Here is a 21,058-nt window from a genome sequence, read left to right on the forward strand (position 1 = left end):
TTGTGATATAATTGTCTTATCAAAAAAGGAAATTGGAGAAAGTTATGCTTAAAACTTTAATATTTAGGGAATTTAGATATAATGAGGATATAGATAAGAGTATTAAAGAATTAAAATCAAAGAAAGATATAGAATCTCAAAAACAATTAGCGAGTATTTATCACGCATATAAAAGAAATGATGAAGCTATTGAAATCTTTGAAAAATTATCAGAAGAAAAACCAAATGATCATGAAATAATGGCATTTTTAGGATATTTATACTATGAAAATGATATTTTAGATTTAGCAAAAGCTTGTTTAGAAAGAGCTTTATCATTGAGTTCAAAAGAACCCTTTGTACTATTTCTTTTAGGAAATATTTGTTCAAGACAGGGTAGAATATTGGAAGCTTGTAGTTACTATGATAGATCAATATTCTTGGACTTTGACATAATAACAGCTCATGTTGATTTTGGAAGAAAATATGAACACATGGGTAGACATGAAAAGGCATATAAGGAATATATGGCAGCATACAGGTTAGATCCAACAGATCAAGATTTAAAAGAAAAAATTGATTATGTTAAAACAAAGATATAGAGATGATGGATTTTATCCATCATTTTTTTGGAGGTAAATATGGTTAAACTGAGTATATCAGTTGATGTTAAGGGAAATATTAAAAGCTCAGATGAAATAGAAGAAAGTATAAGAACAAAATTTAGAAAAGTAATATGGTCTAAATTTTTAAAAGGTATTTCTGAATTTAATTTAGTAGAAGATGGAGATAAAATAGCCTTAGCAATATCAGGAGGTAAGGATAGCTTACTTATGGCTAAATTATTCCAAGAGTTAAAAAAAGATAGAACAAGAAATTTCGAATTTAAGGCAATAAGTTTGAATCCAGGTTTTGAAAAAGAAGATCTTGAACAATTTAAGAAAAATTTGGCTAATATGAAAATAGACTGTGAAATTATAGATACGAATATATGGCAGGTGAGTAATAAGATGTCACCGGATAGTCCTTGTTTTTTGTGTGCAAAAATGCGAAGAGGGATTTTATACAAAGAATTAGAAAGATTAGGTTTTAATAAGATTGCCTTGGGGCATCATTTTGATGATGTTATAGAAACAACATTGATTAATATATTTTATGGGGGAACAGTTAAAACTATGCTTCCTATGATAAATTCTGAGAGTGGAAACTTAAAATTGATAAGACCAATGGTTTATGTACATGAAGCAGATATAATAGAATTTACAAAAACAAATAATATTAGAGCTATGAGTTGTGGTTGTGCTGTAGAACAAGATAGGGTTAATAGTAAAAGAAAAGAAATAAAAAGACTATTAAAGGATCTTGAAGAAAAAAATCCGGGAATAAAAAGAAGAATATTCAGCTCAATGAAAAATGTAAATCTTGATTATGTGTATGGATATACTAAGAAGAAATAGTAGAGATAAAGTTGTTCCCCTTTTTCTAACTATAAATATAATATTTCTCCGTTTATCATATCAATTACTGCATAGGGTTCTATTGAAAATTTATTTATATAATTTGTGATTATTGATAAACGGGGTCTTCTACTTTCAAGTTGTTGTTCTCTAAATGTTTGATGACTATTTACTTGTATATCATATAAATTATTTATTGGAATTCTATATAAATACAATTTATCATTGAATTGATTTAAGCGTGCGAATTCTAGTATTTCAAATTCACTATTTGGACCAAAACTAGTTAAATCTGAGTCGTAATTAGAAGTCCCTTTAATTTGAACTTTAATCATATCATTTGTTAGAGCATCTTCTGAACCTGCTTTTGTACTGTGGAAATAATCATTTACATAACAAACGATTAATTCAGAAAAAGCTTCGTGAAAATTAATGCCACGAGGGTATAGTGCTTTAATTCTTTCATTTAATTCTTTCCAAAGTGGATAAAGATGAAGAATTTCATTAAATTTTTCTTTAGTAATTTTATACATTTTTTCCTTTCTAAAGGGGAACAATCATTTTATTATATCACATTATAAATATTTTAAAAAAAGCAACATGCTGCTTAAAAAAAAATAAGAGATGTGATAGAATAAATTAATAGAATTTTGGAGGTAATTTATGTATAAAATGGCAAGCTTATTTGCTGGTGTTGGTGGTATAGATATAGGCTTTGAAATGACAGGAAAATTCAAAACTGTATGGGCTAATGAAAATGATAAAAATGCAAGATTAACATATTCTAAAAATTTTGATGTTGAAATAAATGATAAAGATATAAGAGATGTAAAAAATGACGAAATGCCAGATATAGATATATTATTATCAGGATTTCCTTGTACTTCTTTTAGTATAGCAGGATATAGAAAAGGATTCGAAGATGAAAGGACAGGAGATCTTTTTTTTGAAACACTTAGATTTATAGTTGCTAAAAAACCAAAAATAGTTTTTCTAGAAAATGTGAAAAACCTTGTAAGTCATGATGATGGTAAAACATTTAGAATAATAAAGGATTCTTTAGAAAAAAACGGGTATAAAATAAAATATCAAGTTTTAAATGCAAAAGACTATGGAAATATACCTCAAAATAGAGAAAGAATATATATTATTGGCTTTAGAGATGAAAAAGTTTATCAAAATTTTGAATTTCCTTTTCCACTTAAATTAACAAAAAGTATAAAAGACATGTTTGAAGATAAAATTGTAGATTCAACTTATTTTTATACAAAAGAAAAAAATAAATTTTTTGATATTTTAATAAATGATATTACTGAAGAAAATACTATTTATCAGTGGAGAAGAAAATATGTTAGAGAAAATAAAAGTAATGTTTGTCCTACATTGACTGCCAATATGGGAACTGGAGGACATAATGTTCCTTTAATAAAAACAAAATATGGAATAAGAAAATTAACACCAAGAGAATGTTTTAATTTTCAAGGTTTTCCAAAAAGTTTTATTTTACCTAATATAGCAAATTCGCATTTATATAAACAGGCAGGAAATTCTGTGGTAGTATCTGTGATAAATCGAATTGCTCAAAATATACTAAGAGCTATTGAAAATGAAGAAAGGAAACATATGATAACACATTATACAGTTTGCTATATAGAAAAAGATGATGAAATTTTAATGTTATATAGAAATAAGAAAAAAAATGATATAAATAAAGGAAAATGGCTAGGTGTTGGTGGACATATTGAAGAAGGTGAAAGTCCTTATGAATGTGTTGTTAGAGAAATAAAAGAAGAAACAGGCTTAGAAGTAAAAAAAGTTAGGGCAAGAGGCTTTATAACCTTCATTTATGATGGAAATGTCGATTATATTCATGTATTTTCTACTACAGAATTTAGTGGAAAATTAATAGAATGTGATGAGGGAGATCTTAAGTGGATAAAAAGAGAAGACATCTTGAATTTGAATATTTGGGAAAGTGACAGATATCTTTTGAGTAAAATTGTAAATAAAGAATATGATTATTTTATGATGACATCAAGATTTAAAAATATGAAACTTATAGAACAAAAAATAGAGATAGTCTAAAATTGAAAAAAAGCTCTAAGTATAGTAGAATATAAATAAAAAAAGAAGGTGTTTGTTATGAAAAAAATAAAAAGAATTACAATAATACTTTTCTTTTTTTGCGTGTTTTCATTTATAATCTTAGCATATTTTAGAATGAAAGAACTTTCTAACTACATTATTCAAAATGTAGAAAATACTAAAATAAAGATGGAGGATGTTAAGTTCGATGGTTTGTGCTTGAAAATTAAGGGCATAGAAATAAATGATTTAAGTGGAAATAAAGTTGGGAATGTTGAAGAAGCCAGAGTATATATAATGCCATTTTTACCTTCAAGAATAAATAGAATAAATTTAATTGGAGCTAAATTGAATTTGATTCAATTTAAAAATGGTAGATTAAATATTGAAAATATTTTACCAGAAAAAAATAAGGTAAGTAGGATATATAATGTAGCTAATATTTATTTGCAAAATTGTTCAATAACATATACTAATAAAATGTACGATAAAGATATAAAAAAAGAATTACTAAATGTGTCTGGGAATTTAAGTATAGCTAAAAACTTTGAAATGAAAATAAAAGGGGAAGCAATAGGGAAATTAACAGGTCAAAAAGAAGAAATAGGCTTACATTTTGCTAATGTTTCTTCAAAAAAGACAGTTTTAGCTTCCTTATTTAATAGAAAAATAGAAGATGAAAATCCTGAATATATTCTACAAGAGTTTAAATTTAATAATGTAGATATAGATGAAAATTTAGCACAATTTTTCAAATTAGATTTCCTAAAAATACAAAAAGCTAAGTTAAATGGTGAATTGAAAATAGAAATAAATAAGAAAAAGCCACAAATTAAGGGGTCTTTAGATTTAATAGCTCAATCATTTAAATATAAAGATTATGCAGATGAAATAAAAAAGGCTAATTTTCATGTAGATTTGAATGATGACAAAGTAAAAACAAAGGGTCAAGTATGGCTTAAAAATAATGAAAAATTAAATTTGAGTATCTTTTTTGATGGGATTAAGAAACAATTAAATGCTGATTTAGATACAGAAAAAATATCTGTAGAAAATTTAAAAAAATATAGTTTGTTTAAAAATTTAAAGCTTGATATAAAAGGTTTTTTAAGTTCTAAATTGAAATTTAAATTAGATTTTTCAAAGCCTAAAACCGTTGAAATAAAGGAACTTAATTTACAAGCAAAATCAAATTCTATGAAAATGTATCAATTTGATTTTAATAATTTAAATTTGAATGTTCAAAAAAAGGATCAAAAATTAGAAATAAATTTAAATACTGATATAAAAAAAGATTTCATTTTAGCTAATGCACAAATTTTAGCTGAATATAATTTGGATACAAAAGATATAAAGGCTAAGTATAAATTAAAAAATAAAACTAAGGGTATCAATCTAGAAGATATAAGTGGAGAAATATCTTTAAAAGATTTTAAAAAAATAAATTTAAGTATTTTAAGTAAGCAAATGGTAGGTAATTTATACCTTGATAAAAATAAGTTGAAGCTTAAATTAAATACTAAAAAAGAAATAGTATATAATAATGGAAATATTAATGCTAAACTTAATTTTAAATTATTAGATTCAAGCTATGATTTTAAAACAAAAAATATAAATGCAAAATTTTCTTTAAATGCTGATGGAAATTATATGGGGAAATATGCTAAAATATCAGTAGTATCATATTTAGATAAAAATATATTAAAAAGTAAGGGTACTATTTCTAATGGAATAGTAGATGTTAATATAGATGGAAGTACAAAATTAAAGAGTATGGAACATAGATATAAGCTTAGTGGTAGTTGTGATGCTTTAACCCTTATGAAAATATTTAATATAGATAAGAAGAATAAGGGGAATATACCAGTCGATTTTGTAGCTAATCTTTATGGTAAGAATAAGGATATTTCTTTGGAATATAATATAAAATCTAATAAATTTGCATATATAGTAGATGGATATAAAGCAGAAATAAATGGATATGCTAAAAATATATTAGATAATAAAAAAAGAGATATAAAAGCTAAAATTAAGCTTGGTGAAGTTTGGTTCAAATATCATAGATTAAATGAATTAGAAGCAGATTTAAGTTATGAGGATAATTCTTTAATAATATTTAACATAAGAAATGAATTTGTTAGTGGAGATTTATTATATAATATAAATTCAAAAGAAATTTATTCAAAATTACAGGTAGATAAATTTATGCTTTATTCAACTTATGATATACCTGACATAAATGTAAATGTATCTAAAATGTATGTATACTCTAAGGGTAGATTAGATAATCTAAAAGCTTATTTTAATTTGGAACCTTCAGAATTTAAAATTAAGGATTCGTATGTTGGGCATCTTCATGGAGAAGCAAAATTAGAAAATAGTGTATTGAAACTTAATTTTAAGGTTAATAATAATGAAATAAAGGGTACATATAATATAAATAGTAAAGAATTAGATTTACGAGCTTTATTAAATCAAAAATTAAAGGATATTGTTAAAATAGAAGGCTTTAATTCAGATGTTGATACAAAATTACATATAACAGGTACACTAGATAAATTGCATATGGATATAGAGGGTAAAATGGTAGATATAAAATATAAAGATATACATTTACCAGATATTACACTAGATGCAAGCTATAATAATGGAAATATAAGTAATATATTAAAGACTGGTGTTTTAACAGTTTCTAATCTAAATATAAAAGATGCAAAAAAACAAGATAGTATTTATCATACAAGTTTTGTAATGAATTTGGCTAATTTGGACATAAATTATGTATTAAAAAATAAGATTTTTGATTTAGCAAGTTTGGGAGAAAATTATTCTGGTAAATTGAAAGTTTCTTCTATGTTCAAGGGTAATTTAGATAAATTCTTTGGTAATTTAACTGTTGAATCAGATTCCTTAGTGTTAAATGGACATAAGATAACAAATTTATTAATAGATAGTCAAATAAATCAAGATGGTATGAATATTAACCAAGGATATTTTGAATATGAAAAAAATCCAGTTTTAATTGAAGGTTATGCCTTCTTTAAACCTTTTGATTATATGTTCCGTGTTGTAGCAGAAAACTTTAATATGGACTTTTTGAATATTTATCCTAATATATCTAAGGTTAAGGGTATAGCTAATGTCAACTTTGTTGCGAGCAAAGGAGCATTAGAAGGTAAGATAGATATTAAAGATTTATCAATGAAGGTACAAGGAATTGATATACAAAATTTTGATGTGAATGTACAGATGAATAATAAGGACATAAATATTAACACTTTTAAAGGCACTGTAAACAATGGACAATTGAATTTAAAAGGTCAATGTACTATGCCAGAAATACCGGATAATGCAAATGATTTAGATAAGATAAAATTAGGTAAGGTTAATTTAGAATTAGATGCATCACATATTACACTTCCAATAAAAGGAAATGAAGTTGTTATCTCATCTAATTTAAAATTAAAAGGAGAAAATTTGGATGGTACCTTACAAATTAATAGGGGTAAAATAGAAAATTTAAGTTTTATTGATTTATTAAAACAAAATAAAAATAAAAAACCAGATAATTTTATAACTAAAAAAATTAAAGCTATATTAAATAATATGTTAAAGCGTTATGTTATTAATGTAGATACTACAATAGAATCTCCAATAACTATTGATGTTCCAGGTTATCTAATTTTAAAAGATATATATGGAGAAATACAAGGAGGAGCAATTTTATCTTACTCTAATGGTATACCATCAATAAAAGGTGGCTTTAATGTTGAAAATGGTAAGTTTATAATAAATGGTAATGAATTTACAGTAGAATTATTAGATGTTAATATGAACGATGTTGTAAATGGAGATTTTAATCCTAATGTAAGATTAAAAGCTATTACTACAATAAATGGTGAAAATATAGAAATATTAAGTAATTCAAAATTAAAGAATTTAAAATTTGATTTTAAATCTCAATCTAATAAGACTAAGGATGAAATATTGAAATTATTAGCATTTAAAGGAATTACATTTAATTCAAATTCTATTAATGCTGTAGGAAGTACTTTTATAAATTACGCTACAGAAACAGCTGTTAATCAATTTGTATCTAAATTTACAAATAGGATAGGTAAGAAAATTGGCTTAACAAAATTTGAAGTTGGTGCTAATATAGAAGAAAAAAATAAATTAGGTATTAATAATTTTATAAATAATACATATGTTCAAGTCCATTTGCAAGGTAAAGTTTCAAAAAAACAAAAGTTATATTGGAATGTAAAAGGATCTATACCTTTTAGTGCTAACAAGGATAAATTCAAATATGATATTAATTTATCATATGAATTTGATAAAGGTCTTGGGGCAACTATTGGTATTAAATCTATAAATAGGCTTGATTTGTCAGAAAATAACAAAGAAAATAATATTAATTTTTATACTGGTATTAATTATTCAGAAAAGTTTCAAGATTTTCATTATTTTATTGATGATGTTAAATCTAAATTTGAAAAAAGAGAAAAATTAAATCAAGATAAAAAATAGGAAGGGGATTTATGAATAATAAATTAAAAGTAAGTCTTATGCTTGCATCAGTTTTATTAACTGTTAAAGGGTATTCTATAACAATAAATAGTATAGAAATAAAAAATAGTAAAGAATTACCAAAAGAGTATATATTAAATAATTTACCTGTTAAAGTTGGAGAAGAATATAAAAATAAGGATTTAAATGATATATATTTAAGTTTATTAAAAACAGATTTAATTACAAATGTAAATATTTATCCAACAAAAACAGAAAAAGGTGTAGACTTAGTAGTAGAAGTTGATGAAGTAGATAATGCTATGAAAAAATTACAAGATAGAATAGCTGCTTTTGAAGCTTCAAAGAGAACAGATTTATTAGTTAATAGTGTAAAAATTGAAGGAAATAAAAATATACCAACTAGTGAAATAGAAAAATTAATTGAAGTTAAATTGGGAGAATATTTTGTTCCTATAACTGTTAATAACACAGTTCAAACCTTATTAAATACAGGATATTTTAAAGAAATAATCCCTGTAGTTAATAGAGATGCAAAAACAAAGACAGTAGATATAACTTTTAAAATTACTGAAAATCCTATTATAAAAACAGTTCAAATAGATGGTGTAACAGCATTTAATAAAAATGACTTAATAAAATATTCAAAATTGGAACCAGGAAATATTTTAAATTCATATAGTCTAAATCCAGATATGAGTCCAATTATGAAACTTTATCATCAAAAAGGATTTTTAACTTCAAAAATGGAATCAGCTATGATAACAGATGATGGAAATGTTCATATTGTGATAAGTGAAGGAAAGGCTGCTAGTGTAAAATACAAGAAAAAGGTTGAAATAGAAGAAAATGGAAGATTATCAGAAAGTAAGGCAAAATTAAAAACAAAACCATATATCTTTGATAGAATGACATATATAAAAGAAGGAGATTTTGTTACAGAAAATGCTATTACTTCTACAATTAAAGAATACTATAGAACTGGGTTATTTAGTTCAGTAGAACCAAAAATAGAAAAAAATGCAGAAGATGCTTCAAAAAGAGATGTTACTTTTGTTGTAACTGAAAGACCAACAACATCAATAAATGCACAAGTTGCTTATGAAAGCAAAGAAGGTTTAACAGGAGGGTTAACTTTAGCAGATAAGAATTTCTTAGGAAGACAACAAGATGTATCAATTTCAGCAAACTTTGGTACTAAGGGGAATTATGATATAAGTACTTCATTCTTTGATCCATGGCTTAAAGGAACTAAGAGATTACAACTTGGAGCTAGCTTATTCTTTAAGAGAGAGAAAACAAAGAGAAATGATTTATTAGAATCATATAAGAATTTTGAACTTTCAAAAGGTAATAAGGTAGATTTACCATATCAATTAGCCAATACAGTAAGGGCTGAAGGTTCTTATGTTTATGGTGGAAGTTTAACAGTTGGTAAGGGAATAAATAGTGATGTCTTTGTTACAATTAAACCAAGAGTATATGGAATAAAGACAACTAATGCAGAAGGTATTAAATCAAAAAAAGACAAGGGAACACCACAAGTTTTTGTTGACTATACTTTGGGTTCAGCAACATTAGGTTTAACTTACGATACAAGAGATGATGCAGCTATACCAAAAAGTGGTTCTTTAATCAATTTAACAACAGAATTGGGATATATCTTCAGAGAAAAGAGTTTAACACAAGAAGCTATAGCTAAATTTAGAACAGGAAAATTGAAAGAAGCATATCAAAACATGAAACAACATAAAGTTCAAAGTAATGGCTCAGAAAAGACTCTACAACAATTAGAAGAAGAAGTAGAACGAGCTAAGGATGCATATAATAGTGCAACAAAAGAACAAAAAAGTGAAAAGAAAAAAGCCTATGAAAATTTAAGTGCAAGTTATAAAAAAAGTGTTGATGAATATTTCAAGACTCAAAATAGCATACCTTCATTAAAAGAAATTGGCAATGATCCAACAAATAGATTAAAGAGAAGAGCATACTATATCTTAAACTTGGATGCAAGAGCATATCAAAAAGTATATAAAGATAAAAATAGTATGGCATATAGATTAACTTTTGGGTATGCAAGTAAAGGAACACCAGAAAATATGCTATTTAATACTTCAGATGGTACAACATTGAGAGCATTTGAAAATAAGAAGTCTAATACCTTACTAACAGCTACTGCTGAAAATAGAACATATATTAATGATTATGTTCAATTAGTTGCTTTTGGTGAATTTGGAATGTATAATTCAGAAACAGATTCATATTATAAAGGTAAATATAATGGAATCAAAAAATATGCTGGTTTCTTTAATAAAGATAATATAAAAGCAGATATAGGTTTAGGAGCAAGACTTACTACACCTTTAGGGGTAATAAGACTTGATTATGCATGGGCTTTATTTGGACATGATAGAATACCATCACCAACAAGAGAAAAAGGAAAGAAAGTAAAAGGTAAATTTTCATTTGGTTTTGGTCAAACATTTTAGAGTAAGGACTAGCATTGCTAGTCCTTATATATAAGGAGATAGGGAAAAAAATGAAGAAATTTATTTTTCTAGTAATTATGCTGATAACTACATTTAGTTGTGGTGTTAGACCTGAAAAGGTTGTTGAAACATTTCTTACGGATGTTAAAGAAAAAAAAGTAGATGATGCAATGAAATTAACTACAAATCCAGACTTTGTTAAAAATTTAGAACATGATTTCAAAAATAATATGCAAAGACTATTTTTTAATGCCTTATATAGTAATTTGAATTTCAAAGTATTAAATTCTACAAAGCAACAAGATAAGTCAATAATTGTTAATGTAGAAATAGAAAATATTGATGTACAGGATCTATTATTAAAAGTTTTTCAAAATTCTTTACAAAAAACCTTTAACGGACAAACAGATGTTAATATTGAAAAGGAAATACTTGCAATACTTTCAGATAATAATTTAAAGAAAAATAAGATAGTTGATCAATATGTATTAGTTAAAAGTGGAGGAAAATATAAGATACAAGTAACATCTAAAAATATTGATAATATATTTGGGGGCTATTACTCATCAATAGCAAATATATCTAATATAGGAAGGTAAAAATGAAGTCAAGAATATTAATAGGAACAAGTGCTAATGTAAGATATGCTATAGCAGATACAACGAATTTATCTATAGAAGCTATTAATGTAAATAAGAATTCAAAGATACTTTGTACTTCTGAATTAGCCTTACTTAATATAGCAGCTCTTTTATCAGGTAATATTAAAAGTGAAAATGGAAAGATTACTCTTTTATTAAAAGCAGATGGAATATTAGGGAAAGCAAAAGCTCGTGCAAGAAAAGATGGAAGAATAATAGCAACTAATGAAATAGAAACTGATAAGTTAAAAGAACTTAATGCTTGTACAGAATTTTCTGATTTTGCAAAAATGTATAAAATTGGTAAAGGACAATTAATTATAGAAACAGACTTAGGTTTGAAAAAACCATATTATACAACTATAGATGTAAATGATGATAAAGATATAGAACAAGCTATACAAGAATATTATTTAAAATCAGAACAAGTAGATACCATAATAAAAACAGGTATTAAATATGATAAAAATAGCGATTTAATAAGATCAGGAGCTATTTTTATACAAGCTTTACCTGAATGTAAAAAGGAAATTTTTGAAAAATTTAAGAAAAAGTTAAAAGAAATATATGGAATACAAGATTTGTTAGCTCATGACATGAGTTTGGAAGATATTGCAAAATTACTTTTTGATAATATAGAAGAATATAAGAATTTAGAAATAAGAGATTTAGTTTTCAAATGTGACTGTTCATATAATTACTGTTTGAATTTATTAAAAAGAATATATACCTTAGATGAAATAAGGGATATAATAAAAAAGGATGGCTATGTTGAAACAGTGTGTGGATTTTGTAATGCGGCCTATAGAATAGATAATATTGAAGAAATATAGGAGAGTTAAAATGGAAAATATAAGTGTTGCTCAAGTTAATGGAGTTAATATTATAAAAATAGTCGGTAAGGCAGTTATGCAAATTAGTCCTAGTGTTGAAAAGCTTTTAATTGAAAGTAAAAAAACACCTATTTTAGATTTAAGTGAAACTAGCTATATTGATAGTACTTTTTTAGGTTTAATTGCCAAATATAGCTTGATATTTAAGAAAAAAAATAATGAATTTTTAAGTATAGTAAGACCTACAAAAAGTGTTTTAGATAATTTAGAAAAGACAGGAATATTAAAATTCGTTTTAATTATAGATAAGACAATTCAAATAAACGCAAAAGAAGTGGAAGCTACAAAAATAAGTAATGAAGAATTAAAAAAACATATATTAGAATTGCATGAAATATTAATGAATTTAAATGAGGAAAATAAGAAAATATTTTCAAATGTTGTAGAATTAATGAAGAAGGGATTGAATAAATGAAAATTTGTGTTGTTTATGCTGGTATTTCAACAGAAAGAGAAATATCAATAAGTACTGCCAAACAAGTAATAGCTAATTTAGATAAGAATAAATATGAAATTTGTGAATTGAAAATTGATAAAAAGGAAGATATTTTAAAAATTAAAGATATGAATGTAGATTTAGCTTTTTTAGCACTACATGGTAAATTCGGTGAAGATGGAAGAATACAAGCTATTTTAGATTCTATGGATATAAAATATACAGGTTCAAAAGTATTAGCAAGTGGAATCTGTATGGATAAAGATATTGCAAAAAGAATAGCTACAACTTATGGAATAAGAACTGCAAAATGGTGGACTTTTAGAAAGAATGAAAAAGCAATATATCCTGAAGAATATAAGAGATTAATTATAAAACCAAATAGTGGAGGCTCAAGTATAGGTGTACATTTTATAACTAATCAAGAAGAATTAGACAGGGCCTTGGAAGATATTTTTCAAATAGATGAAGAAGCTATTATGGAAGAAGTTATAGAAGGAGAAGAAGTTTCTGTACCTATCATAAATGGTAAAGCATATCCAGTTGTTAAAATTGAAGCATTAAAAGGAAAATATTACGATTTCACTTCTAAATATGCAGATGGAGGGTCAAAATTAACAATTCCTAAATTTTCTGAAAATTTAGATAAAGAACTTAAAGAATTTACAGAAAAGTTATATTATGGAACAAAATGTAAAGTTTATGCAAGAATTGATTATTTAATAAAAGATGATAAGGCATATTTTATGGAAGTAAATACTTTGCCAGGTCTAACTTCGCATAGTCTATTACCTAAAAGTCTTGCAAGTTGTGGAATGAATTATAGCGAAGTGTTGGATTTAATAATTAAATTAAGTTTAGGAGAGTAAATGATTTTTAAAGATTTGAAATATAGAATAGAATATTACGATTTAAAATATCCTTATTTAAAATATGTCATACTTTTATTAATATTTTTAAGTTTAATTTTAAGAGAACAAGCATATTTAATTATTTTAAAGGTATTAGCCTTTGCAATAGCTGTGATATTCCATGAAATTTCTCATGGTTTTGTTGCTTATTTATTTGGCGATGATACGGCTAAAAGAGCAGGCAGATTGAGTTTAAATCCATTAAAACATATAGACTTAAAAGGTCTATTGTTGCCTTTTATTTTACTTATATTTCATTCTCCAATAATAATAGGAAGTGCTAAGCCTGTACCTGTTGATTACTATAAATTTAGAAATAGAAAGTTACCACTCTTTTTTGTAAGTATAGCTGGAATATTTGCTAATCTTTTATTAGCATATATTTCCTTAATTCCATTAAAATATTTTGGAATAGTAAGCAAATTTCTTATCTTTAGTGCAATAACTAATATTGCTTTGGCAGCTTTTAATATTATTCCTATACCACCTCTAGATGGAAGTAGGGTATTAAGATTAATACTTCCAAGAAACTTACAAAGATATATGGATATAATAGAATACAACCCTTTGATTTCAATAGGACTTTTAATATTAATTATTAATTCAGGGCTTGTAACTTATTTATATAATATTATATTAAGGTTAATAATATGAATATAATAGAAGAAAATAAAACTATAGAATTTATTGAAAGAAAATCAAAATTTATAGGTTATATAAAAAATGTAAATACTGTTGAAGAAGCACAAAAATATATAAAAGAAATAAGAGAATTACATCCTAATGCAACTCACATAGTTCCAGTATATAGACTTATTGAAAATAAACAAGAATATTTAAAATATAATGATGATGGCGAACCTCAAGGTACAGCTGCTAAACCAATGGCAGATATAATAATTAGAAAAGATATATATAATGTTGTTCTTTTAGCAGTTAGATATTTTGGTGGAATAAAATTAGGAGCTGGAGGTTTGATAAGAAATTATGCAAGAGTTGCAAAAGAATTAGTTGATATTTGTACTATTAAAGAATATGAAGAAAAAGTATATTTAATGTTAATTTATGATTATTCAAGGAAGGCCTTGATAGATTCTTTAATAGAAAAGACAGCTGCTAAAAATATATATACAAGTTATTTAGATAAAATAAATACAAAAATTTTAGTTGCAAAGTCAAAGATACAAAATTTTGATATAAATGAAGTAGAGAAAATAATTTTATAGAAAGGAGAGATATGAGCAATATAGTAGCTATAGTTGGAAGGCCTAATGTTGGTAAATCAACATTATTTAACAAGTTGGTTGGAGATAGAGTATCAATAGTTAATAATGAGCCTGGAGTTACAAGAGATAGATTATATAGAAATATAGAATGGCTAGGCAAGGAATTTGTTTTAGTAGATACAGGAGGATTAGAGCCTAGTAATAATGACTTTATTATGAGCAAAATAAAAGAACAAGCTTGGGTCGCAATAGATGAGGCTAATGTAGTCCTATTTCTAGTAGATGGTAAAGTAGGAGTTACAGCTTTAGATGAAGAAATAGCAAATATATTAAGAAAAAAAGATAAAAAAGTTATAGTGGTAGTTAATAAGATAGATAATTATCAAAAAGATTCAGAAAATATATTAGAATTTTATTCTTTAGGCTTTGAAACTATTGTTGGAATTTCAGCAGAACATAAAACTAATTTAGGAGATTTATTAGATATAGTTGTTGAAAAATTTGAAAGAATTGAAAATAATGAAGATGAAAAAAGACTTAAATTAGCTGTGCTAGGTAGACCTAATGCAGGAAAATCTTCTTTTGTTAATAAATTGCTTAATAAGGAAAGAAGTATAGTAAGTGATATGGCTGGAACAACTAGAGATTCAATAGATACAGATTTTAATTATATGGGTGAGAAATATACCATAATAGATACAGCAGGTATTAGAAAAAAATCTAAGTTTGAGGATAGTATAGAGTACTATAGTGTACTTCGTGCAATAAAAGCTATAGATAGAGCTGATGTCTGTGTACTATTATTAGATGCTACAGAATTTATTACAGAACAAGATAAAAGAGTAGCAGGTTTAATTTTTGAAGCAAAAAAACCTATGATAATAGCTATTAATAAATGGGATTTACTTGAAAAAGATAATAATACAGTTAAAGAATTTACTGAAAAGGTAAAAATACAAATGCCCTTTATTAACTATGTTCCAGTTATTACAATGTCAGCTTTAACAGGTAAAAGAACAGTGGAAGTTTTAAAATTAGTTAAAAGTTTGAATGAAGAATATAATAAAAAGATTGGAACAGGAGTATTAAATCAAGTATTATCAGATATTATAGCACAAAATCCAGTTCCAACTAGAAAGGGAAGAACTGTTAAGATAAATTATATGACACAAATATCTACAGCTCCTCCAAAATTTGTATTTTTTGTAAATAATCCAGAACTAGTACATTTTTCATATAAGAGATATATAGAAAAAAAATTAAGAGAATATTTTGGATTCGAGGGTTGTCCTATTGAAATGATATTTAATAAAAAAAGTGAGAACGTATATAAATGAAATTAATAATACAAAGAGTTGATTATGCAACTGTAAATATTAATAATGATGAAACAAGAAAAATTGGTAAAGGTTTACTTGTATATTTGGGAGTAAAAAAAGGCGAAGATGAAAAAATACTTGAAAAAGCAGTTTCAAAATTATTAAAACTTAGATTCTTTGAAAATGAAGAAGGGAAATTAAAATTAAATATTCAAGATGTAGATGGAGAAATACTTTTAATTTCTAACTTTTCACTTTATGCAAAAGCAGAAAAGGGAACAACTCTTAGTTTTGATAATTGTGCTAATAAAGAAGAAGCAAAACAAATATATGATAAATTTTTAAAAATTTTAAGGGATAAATATACTAAAGTTACTACAGGTGAATTTAGGACGACTATGTTAATTAATTCGTTATCAAATGGCCCAGTTAATGTAATACTAGACCTTTAGGAGAATATTATGAAAAAACATAAATTATGTGTATTATTTATTATGATTTTTGGCTTTTTTAGTAAAATTGGTTATTCTGCAAGAAATAATAGACAAAGAAATATAGAAGCATTAATTGAAAAAGCAAATCATAATAGGGGTGAAGAACCAGAAAATTTTGACGAAGAATATGTACATGACGAAGCTTTTATACAACTTAAAACAAAGGAATTAAAAGAAAAATTGAGTAATGCTTATGAACAAATAGATAATATAATTTTATTTGAAAGTCTTATGAATGCTTTTGGGCATTGGAAAGGCACAAAATATAGATGGGGTGGAGATTCAAAAGATGGCATAGACTGTTCAGCTCTTACAAGAAGAATCTATAGAGCAGTTTTTAATGGCTATGAATTACCTAGAGTTAGTGTTGATCAAATAAAAAGAGGAAAAATAGTAAGTAAGGAAAATTTAAAGCCAGGAGATATATTGTTTTTCAGACCTAGAAATAGTGTAAATCATACAGCTGTTTATGTAGGGAACTCTTTATTCATTAATGCTTCTTCTTCAAATGGTGTAATTCTTTCAAGTCTTGAAAATTCATATTGGAAACAATATTTTAAATTTGGAGTTAGAGTTCATGCTGCTCGTGAAAGATGAGGTATTATGAAATTAGTGGATGCACATTGTCATTTGAATGATGAAATGTATAAGGATGATTTGGAACAAATAATAGCTGAAGTGAAAAATGAAATGGAATTTGTTGTTTGTTCTGGTTGGGATTTTGATAGCTCAATGAAGGCTATTGAATTAGCAAACAATAATGAAAATATTTATGCAACAGTAGGCTTTCATCCAACAGATATTTCTACAATGAATAAGGAAAATTTAGATATTATTGAAAAATTAGCCAAGGAAAATCCTAAAATCGTAGGTATAGGAGAAATAGGTTTGGATTATTATTGGATGAAAGATCCAAAAGAAGTTCAAAAAAAAGGCTTTATTGAACAAATTGAAATGATAAGAAGAATAAAAAAACCAATAGTTATACATACAAGAGAAGCACTTAATGATACTATAGAAATATTAAGTTCATTTAAAGATGTTGGTGGTTTATTACATTGTTATCCAGGTTCTTATGAAGCTGTATTACCAATTTTAGATAGATATTATGTAAATGTTGGTGGGACATTAACCTTTAAAAATAATAGAAAAACAAAGGAATTGGTTGAAAAATTAGATATAGAAAAAATTATTTTAGAAACAGATAGCCCATATTTAACACCTACACCTTTTAGAGGGAAAAGAAACAAGCCTACAATGACTACATATGTAGCACAAGAAATTGCTAGAATAAAAAATATGTCTTATGAAGATGTTGTTGATATTACAACGGGAAATGCAATTAGGGCCTATGGTTTGGAGAAATATTTATGCAAGTAGGTATAGATATGGTAAAAGTATCAAGAATAAAAGAAGCAATAGAAAAAAATGAAAATTTTAAAGAAAAAGTATTTACATTAAAAGAAATAGAATATTGTGAAAAGAAAAAAAATAAATATGAAAGTTATGCAGCACGTTTTGCAGCAAAAGAAGCATTAGCTAAGGCATTAGGTACTGGTTTTAGAAATTTGAGATTTAAAGATATTGAAATAGAAAATGATATTTTAGGTAAACCTAAGATAAACTATAAAGATTTTAATATAAAGGTTAGTTTATCTCATGAAAAAGAATATGCAATAGCTATAGCAATTATAGAAGGAGATGATTAATGCTAATTTTTAATTTGGATATGATCCAATCTATAGGACTTGCGATACTTTTACTTTTAATTGGTCGTAAGTTTAGAAAAAGATTTAAAATATTAGAAAAATATTGTATTCCATCACCAGTAGTTGGAGGATTATTATTTGCAATTTTAACACTGATACTTAGACAATTAAATATTTTAGAGTTTAAGTTTGATGATATTTTGCAAAAGTTTTTTATGACTATGTTTTTTACAAGTGTAGGGTTCAATGCTAGCTTGAAAGTTTTAAAAAAAGGTGGTATACAAGTTTTTATTTTTTTAATAGTTTCTGTAGGACTTATTTTTGTACAAAATATAGTTCCAATAGTATTTGCTACTAATTTAGGATTAAATAAAGCTGTAGCTCTTATGGCAGGATCAACAGCTTTAACAGGAGGGCATGGAACAGCAGCAGCAATATCACAATCAATTAATAGTAATATTGCAGCCTCTGTAGCAATAGCAGCAGCTACTTTTGGTTTAATTGCAGGATCGATGATAGGTGGACCTATATCAAGACATTTGATAGAAAAATACAATTTACTGGATAAATATATTTCTATAGATGATAAGGAAAAAATAGATCATGATGAAAGTTTCTTTGAACAAGAGAAAGCAACTAGTTTAAATGGTGAAAAATTTGTAAGAGCATTTTTTGCAATATTATTAGCTATGGCTGTAGGGACCATTTTAAATTATTTTTTCAAAATGTGTGGATTAAAACACCTGCCATATTATTTAGGACCTATGTTTGTGGCATCTATTATTAGGAATATAACAGATGCAGTAGATTCTTTCGTAAACTCGCCGATGCAAGAAATAAAGATAGTTGAAAATATATCTTTGAATATATTCTTGTCTATGGCATTAATGTCTTTAAGATTATGGGAATTAATCAATTTAGCGATACCGATAGCTATTTTATTAATAGTTCAAACAATTATTACTGCTCTATATACAAGATATATAACATTTTATGTCATGGGAGCTAACTATGATGCTGCAGTAATTGTTGCAGGGCATTGTGGATTTGGAATGGGTGCAACACCTAATGGTATAACAAATATGGAAACAATTTGTGATAAGTATAAATATTCAAAATTAGCATTTTTTACTGTTCCTATAGTAGGGGCCTTATTTATCGATTTTTTCAATGTAGCAATAATAACAGGCTTTATATCATATATAAAATAGGAGTAATATGAAAGATTTAAAAAAAACTGTAATACTAGGTTTTGCTCTTTTTGCAATGTTTTTTGGAGCTGGGAATGTATTTTTACCAAGTTATATAGGAATTAAGGTAGGAAATAATTTATTAATATCTATTATTGGATTTCTTTTAACGGCAGTAGGTCTTCCATTACTTGGTTTATTAGTAGTTATTAAAAATAAGGGCGAATATATGAAAGTATTTGCACCTTTAGGTTCAAAAATAGCTAATATATTTTTATTTATTTCATTTATGTTAATAGGACCTATACTTGCCATGCCAAGATTAGCTTCTACAAGTTATGAAATGGGAATTTTACCTATTTTTCCTAATGCAAATAGATTAGTTGTTACGGCACTATTTTTTTTAATAGCTTTAATATTGAGTATTAATAAAAGTAGAGTGGTTGAAAGAATAGGAGAATATTTAACTCCCTTATTAATATTAACCCTTGTTATATTAATATTTGTGGGTATAATATCAGTAAAAGGAGATAATGAGACAGTTATAGTAGCAAGACCTTTTATTTTTTCATTTATAGAAGGTTATAATACTTTGGATGCAATAGCTTCAGTAATTTTTGCAAAAATGATTTATGATACGGTGAAAAATGAAGAAAATCCTATGAAAATTTCAATAAGGGCTAGTTTGATTGCAGCAATATGCTTAGCTTTTGTTTATTCAGGTTTAATATATCTAGGAAATAGAATAGTTGTAGAAAGTGGAAAACATTTATCAAGAACAACCTTGATTTTAGAAATTACAAAAAAATTATTAGGAATATATGGAATATATATATTAACAATAATAGTATTGTTAGCGTGTATTACAACAGCAATAGGATTAATTTCATCAGTTAGCAATTATTTAGCGGGTAGATTTTCATACAAAATTTTAGCTATAGTTATTACAGCGATAGCATTTATAATTTCACAGTTAGAAGTAGATAGTATTATAGCATTATCTGCACCAATTTTATCAATCTTCTATCCAGTATTAATATTTTTATTATTTTTTAGTTTATTAAAAAGAAAGTGAATGAATAAGTATGGATAAAAATGTTTTGAAAAAGAGAAAAGATGTAATAAGAAAAAGTATGCAACTTTTTTATTACCAAGGCTATGTTAATACTGGTGTAAATGAAATTTTATCTGTATGTAAAATACCGAAGGGCTCATTTTATTATTATTTTAAAAATAAGGATGATCTATTAAAGGAAGTAATAGATTTGCATACAGAAGAATTATTAAAAGTTTTTGACGATATAGTTGATGATTTATCTATGGTAAAATTACGAAGTTTTTTTTCAAGATATTTTAGTAGTGTAGAAAATAATGCCTGTCATGGTGGAAGTTTATTAGGAAATTTAGCTATAGAAATGTCAGATATTAATGAAGAAATAAGGAATAAAATAGAAGATTCTTATGGTAAAATAGAAATAAGATTAATGGTATTTTTACAAATGATTTCAAATACAAATAGTAGATATAAGCATATATGCCCAGAAATTTATTCAAAAATCTTATTGAATCAAATGGAAGGAACTATGTTAAAATTAAAATCTAGTAGAAATAAAGATGAAATAGAAAGTTTTTTTAAACTATTTGATCATTTGATGTATAAAAAAATGTGGGAATAGCAGTTGCTCTAATAGAACAACTG

General features: G+C 25.7%; 20 protein-coding genes. 19 read left to right on the forward strand and 1 reads right to left on the reverse strand.

The window, feature by feature from the left end:
* Positions 1 to 44 precede the first annotated feature (44 nt).
* Positions 45 to 581 carry a tetratricopeptide repeat protein gene (locus AWT65_RS01875; RefSeq protein WP_066728803.1) on the forward strand — a complete coding sequence of 179 codons (537 nt, stop codon included), beginning with the start codon at positions 45 to 47 and terminating at the stop codon, positions 579 to 581.
* 39 nt (positions 582 to 620) lie between these two features.
* A complete protein-coding gene (locus AWT65_RS01880) occupies positions 621 to 1,436 on the forward strand; it encodes a tRNA lysidine(34) synthetase (protein WP_066728805.1) in 816 nt (271 codons plus the stop codon).
* Between the two features lie 29 nt (positions 1,437 to 1,465).
* Here the strand turns inward: AWT65_RS01880 and AWT65_RS01885 are convergent, their stop codons facing one another.
* Complete coding sequence (locus tag AWT65_RS01885; protein WP_066728807.1) at positions 1,466 to 1,969, reverse strand: Bsp6I family type II restriction endonuclease; 504 nt, start codon at positions 1,967 to 1,969, stop codon at positions 1,466 to 1,468.
* 130 nt (positions 1,970 to 2,099) lie between these two features.
* Here AWT65_RS01885 and dcm point away from each other — a divergent pair, with 130 nt between their 5' ends.
* Genes dcm through AWT65_RS01970 form a run of 17 tightly spaced genes read left to right on the forward strand, consistent with a single transcriptional unit; the run spans position 2,100 to position 21,035 of the window.
* Entirely contained in the window at positions 2,100 to 3,521 is a 1,422-nt protein-coding gene (gene dcm / locus AWT65_RS06720) for a DNA (cytosine-5-)-methyltransferase (protein ID WP_083497791.1), read from the forward strand.
* A 57-nt stretch (positions 3,522 to 3,578) separates the two neighbouring features.
* The gene (locus AWT65_RS01895) at positions 3,579 to 8,051 is read left to right on the forward strand and encodes a translocation/assembly module TamB domain-containing protein (protein ID WP_066728808.1); all 4,473 of its coding nucleotides are present in this window, start codon (positions 3,579 to 3,581) and stop codon (positions 8,049 to 8,051) included.
* Positions 8,052 to 8,062: 11 nt separating this feature from the next.
* Positions 8,063 to 10,540, forward strand: a complete 2,478-nt coding sequence (locus AWT65_RS01900) for a BamA/OMP85 family outer membrane protein (RefSeq protein WP_066728810.1) — start codon at positions 8,063 to 8,065, stop codon at positions 10,538 to 10,540.
* Positions 10,541 to 10,590: 50 nt separating this feature from the next.
* Positions 10,591 to 11,139: a hypothetical protein gene (locus AWT65_RS01905; protein WP_066728811.1), complete on the forward strand. Its 549-nt coding sequence runs from the start codon at positions 10,591 to 10,593 to the stop codon at positions 11,137 to 11,139.
* 2 nt (positions 11,140 to 11,141) lie between these two features.
* Positions 11,142 to 12,014: an Hsp33 family molecular chaperone HslO gene (locus tag AWT65_RS01910; RefSeq protein WP_066728813.1), complete on the forward strand. Its 873-nt coding sequence runs from the start codon at positions 11,142 to 11,144 to the stop codon at positions 12,012 to 12,014.
* A gap of 10 nt (positions 12,015 to 12,024) precedes the next feature.
* Positions 12,025 to 12,489: an STAS domain-containing protein gene (locus AWT65_RS06575; protein WP_066728815.1), complete on the forward strand. Its 465-nt coding sequence runs from the start codon at positions 12,025 to 12,027 to the stop codon at positions 12,487 to 12,489.
* Positions 12,486 to 13,379: a D-alanine--D-alanine ligase gene (locus AWT65_RS01920; RefSeq protein ID WP_066728816.1), complete on the forward strand. Its 894-nt coding sequence runs from the start codon at positions 12,486 to 12,488 to the stop codon at positions 13,377 to 13,379. Before AWT65_RS06575 ends, AWT65_RS01920 begins: the two co-directional genes overlap by 4 nt.
* Positions 13,380 to 14,075: a site-2 protease family protein gene (locus AWT65_RS01925; protein ID WP_066728817.1), complete on the forward strand. Its 696-nt coding sequence runs from the start codon at positions 13,380 to 13,382 to the stop codon at positions 14,073 to 14,075. It begins immediately after the preceding gene.
* Complete coding sequence (locus AWT65_RS01930) at positions 14,072 to 14,647, forward strand: IMPACT family protein (RefSeq protein ID WP_066728818.1); 576 nt, start codon at positions 14,072 to 14,074, stop codon at positions 14,645 to 14,647. Before AWT65_RS01925 ends, AWT65_RS01930 begins: the two co-directional genes overlap by 4 nt.
* A gap of 11 nt (positions 14,648 to 14,658) precedes the next feature.
* On the forward strand, positions 14,659 to 15,984 hold the full coding sequence (der, locus tag AWT65_RS01935) for a ribosome biogenesis GTPase Der (protein ID WP_066728819.1): 1,326 nt from the start codon (positions 14,659 to 14,661) through the stop codon (positions 15,982 to 15,984).
* Positions 15,981 to 16,418: a D-aminoacyl-tRNA deacylase gene (gene dtd, locus AWT65_RS01940; RefSeq protein ID WP_066728820.1), complete on the forward strand. Its 438-nt coding sequence runs from the start codon at positions 15,981 to 15,983 to the stop codon at positions 16,416 to 16,418. Before der ends, dtd begins: the two co-directional genes overlap by 4 nt.
* A gap of 9 nt (positions 16,419 to 16,427) precedes the next feature.
* A complete protein-coding gene (locus AWT65_RS01945) occupies positions 16,428 to 17,057 on the forward strand; it encodes a C40 family peptidase (protein ID WP_066728821.1) in 630 nt (209 codons plus the stop codon).
* Positions 17,058 to 17,063: 6 nt separating this feature from the next.
* Positions 17,064 to 17,840 carry a TatD family hydrolase gene (locus AWT65_RS01950; RefSeq protein WP_066728822.1) on the forward strand — a complete coding sequence of 259 codons (777 nt, stop codon included), beginning with the start codon at positions 17,064 to 17,066 and terminating at the stop codon, positions 17,838 to 17,840.
* Positions 17,831 to 18,169 carry a holo-ACP synthase gene (gene acpS, locus AWT65_RS01955; RefSeq protein ID WP_066728824.1) on the forward strand — a complete coding sequence of 113 codons (339 nt, stop codon included), beginning with the start codon at positions 17,831 to 17,833 and terminating at the stop codon, positions 18,167 to 18,169. Before AWT65_RS01950 ends, acpS begins: the two co-directional genes overlap by 10 nt.
* Positions 18,169 to 19,380, forward strand: a complete 1,212-nt coding sequence (gltS, locus tag AWT65_RS01960; RefSeq protein ID WP_066728825.1) for a sodium/glutamate symporter — start codon at positions 18,169 to 18,171, stop codon at positions 19,378 to 19,380. Before acpS ends, gltS begins: the two co-directional genes overlap by 1 nt.
* A gap of 7 nt (positions 19,381 to 19,387) precedes the next feature.
* Entirely contained in the window at positions 19,388 to 20,434 is a 1,047-nt protein-coding gene (gene brnQ / locus AWT65_RS01965; RefSeq protein ID WP_066728826.1) for a branched-chain amino acid transport system II carrier protein, read from the forward strand.
* Between the two features lie 10 nt (positions 20,435 to 20,444).
* Positions 20,445 to 21,035 (forward strand): TetR/AcrR family transcriptional regulator, encoded by a 591-nt coding sequence (locus tag AWT65_RS01970; RefSeq protein ID WP_066728830.1) that lies wholly within the window; start codon positions 20,445 to 20,447, stop codon positions 21,033 to 21,035.
* Positions 21,036 to 21,058 lie beyond the last annotated feature (23 nt).

The sequence above is a fragment of the Sneathia sanguinegens genome (genome assembly GCF_001517935.1).
Classification (GTDB): domain Bacteria; phylum Fusobacteriota; class Fusobacteriia; order Fusobacteriales; family Leptotrichiaceae; genus Sneathia; species Sneathia sanguinegens.

Bases quoted from the DNA above. Each gene is read 5' to 3' on its own strand.
- AWT65_RS01895 (WP_066728808.1), top strand. From the start codon at position 3,579: ATGAAAAAAATAAAAAGAATTACAATAATACTTTTCTTTTTTTGCGTG.
- der (WP_066728819.1), top strand. From the start codon at position 14,659: ATGAGCAATATAGTAGCTATAGTTGGAAGGCCTAATGTTGGTAAATCA.
- AWT65_RS01880 (WP_066728805.1), top strand. From the start codon at position 621: ATGGTTAAACTGAGTATATCAGTTGATGTTAAGGGAAATATTAAAAGC.
- AWT65_RS01970 (WP_066728830.1), top strand. From the start codon at position 20,445: ATGGATAAAAATGTTTTGAAAAAGAGAAAAGATGTAATAAGAAAAAGT.
- AWT65_RS01910 (WP_066728813.1), top strand. From the start codon at position 11,142: ATGAAGTCAAGAATATTAATAGGAACAAGTGCTAATGTAAGATATGCT.
- AWT65_RS01885 (WP_066728807.1), bottom strand. From the start codon at position 1,969: ATGTATAAAATTACTAAAGAAAAATTTAATGAAATTCTTCATCTTTAT.
- dcm (WP_083497791.1), top strand. From the start codon at position 2,100: ATGTATAAAATGGCAAGCTTATTTGCTGGTGTTGGTGGTATAGATATA.
- AWT65_RS01875 (WP_066728803.1), top strand. From the start codon at position 45: ATGCTTAAAACTTTAATATTTAGGGAATTTAGATATAATGAGGATATA.
- AWT65_RS01920 (WP_066728816.1), top strand. From the start codon at position 12,486: ATGAAAATTTGTGTTGTTTATGCTGGTATTTCAACAGAAAGAGAAATA.
- AWT65_RS06575 (WP_066728815.1), top strand. From the start codon at position 12,025: ATGGAAAATATAAGTGTTGCTCAAGTTAATGGAGTTAATATTATAAAA.
- AWT65_RS01950 (WP_066728822.1), top strand. From the start codon at position 17,064: ATGAAATTAGTGGATGCACATTGTCATTTGAATGATGAAATGTATAAG.
- gltS (WP_066728825.1), top strand. From the start codon at position 18,169: ATGCTAATTTTTAATTTGGATATGATCCAATCTATAGGACTTGCGATA.
- AWT65_RS01930 (WP_066728818.1), top strand. From the start codon at position 14,072: ATGAATATAATAGAAGAAAATAAAACTATAGAATTTATTGAAAGAAAA.
- AWT65_RS01925 (WP_066728817.1), top strand. From the start codon at position 13,380: ATGATTTTTAAAGATTTGAAATATAGAATAGAATATTACGATTTAAAA.
- acpS (WP_066728824.1), top strand. From the start codon at position 17,831: ATGCAAGTAGGTATAGATATGGTAAAAGTATCAAGAATAAAAGAAGCA.
- AWT65_RS01900 (WP_066728810.1), top strand. From the start codon at position 8,063: ATGAATAATAAATTAAAAGTAAGTCTTATGCTTGCATCAGTTTTATTA.
- AWT65_RS01945 (WP_066728821.1), top strand. From the start codon at position 16,428: ATGAAAAAACATAAATTATGTGTATTATTTATTATGATTTTTGGCTTT.
- AWT65_RS01905 (WP_066728811.1), top strand. From the start codon at position 10,591: ATGAAGAAATTTATTTTTCTAGTAATTATGCTGATAACTACATTTAGT.
- brnQ (WP_066728826.1), top strand. From the start codon at position 19,388: ATGAAAGATTTAAAAAAAACTGTAATACTAGGTTTTGCTCTTTTTGCA.
- dtd (WP_066728820.1), top strand. From the start codon at position 15,981: ATGAAATTAATAATACAAAGAGTTGATTATGCAACTGTAAATATTAAT.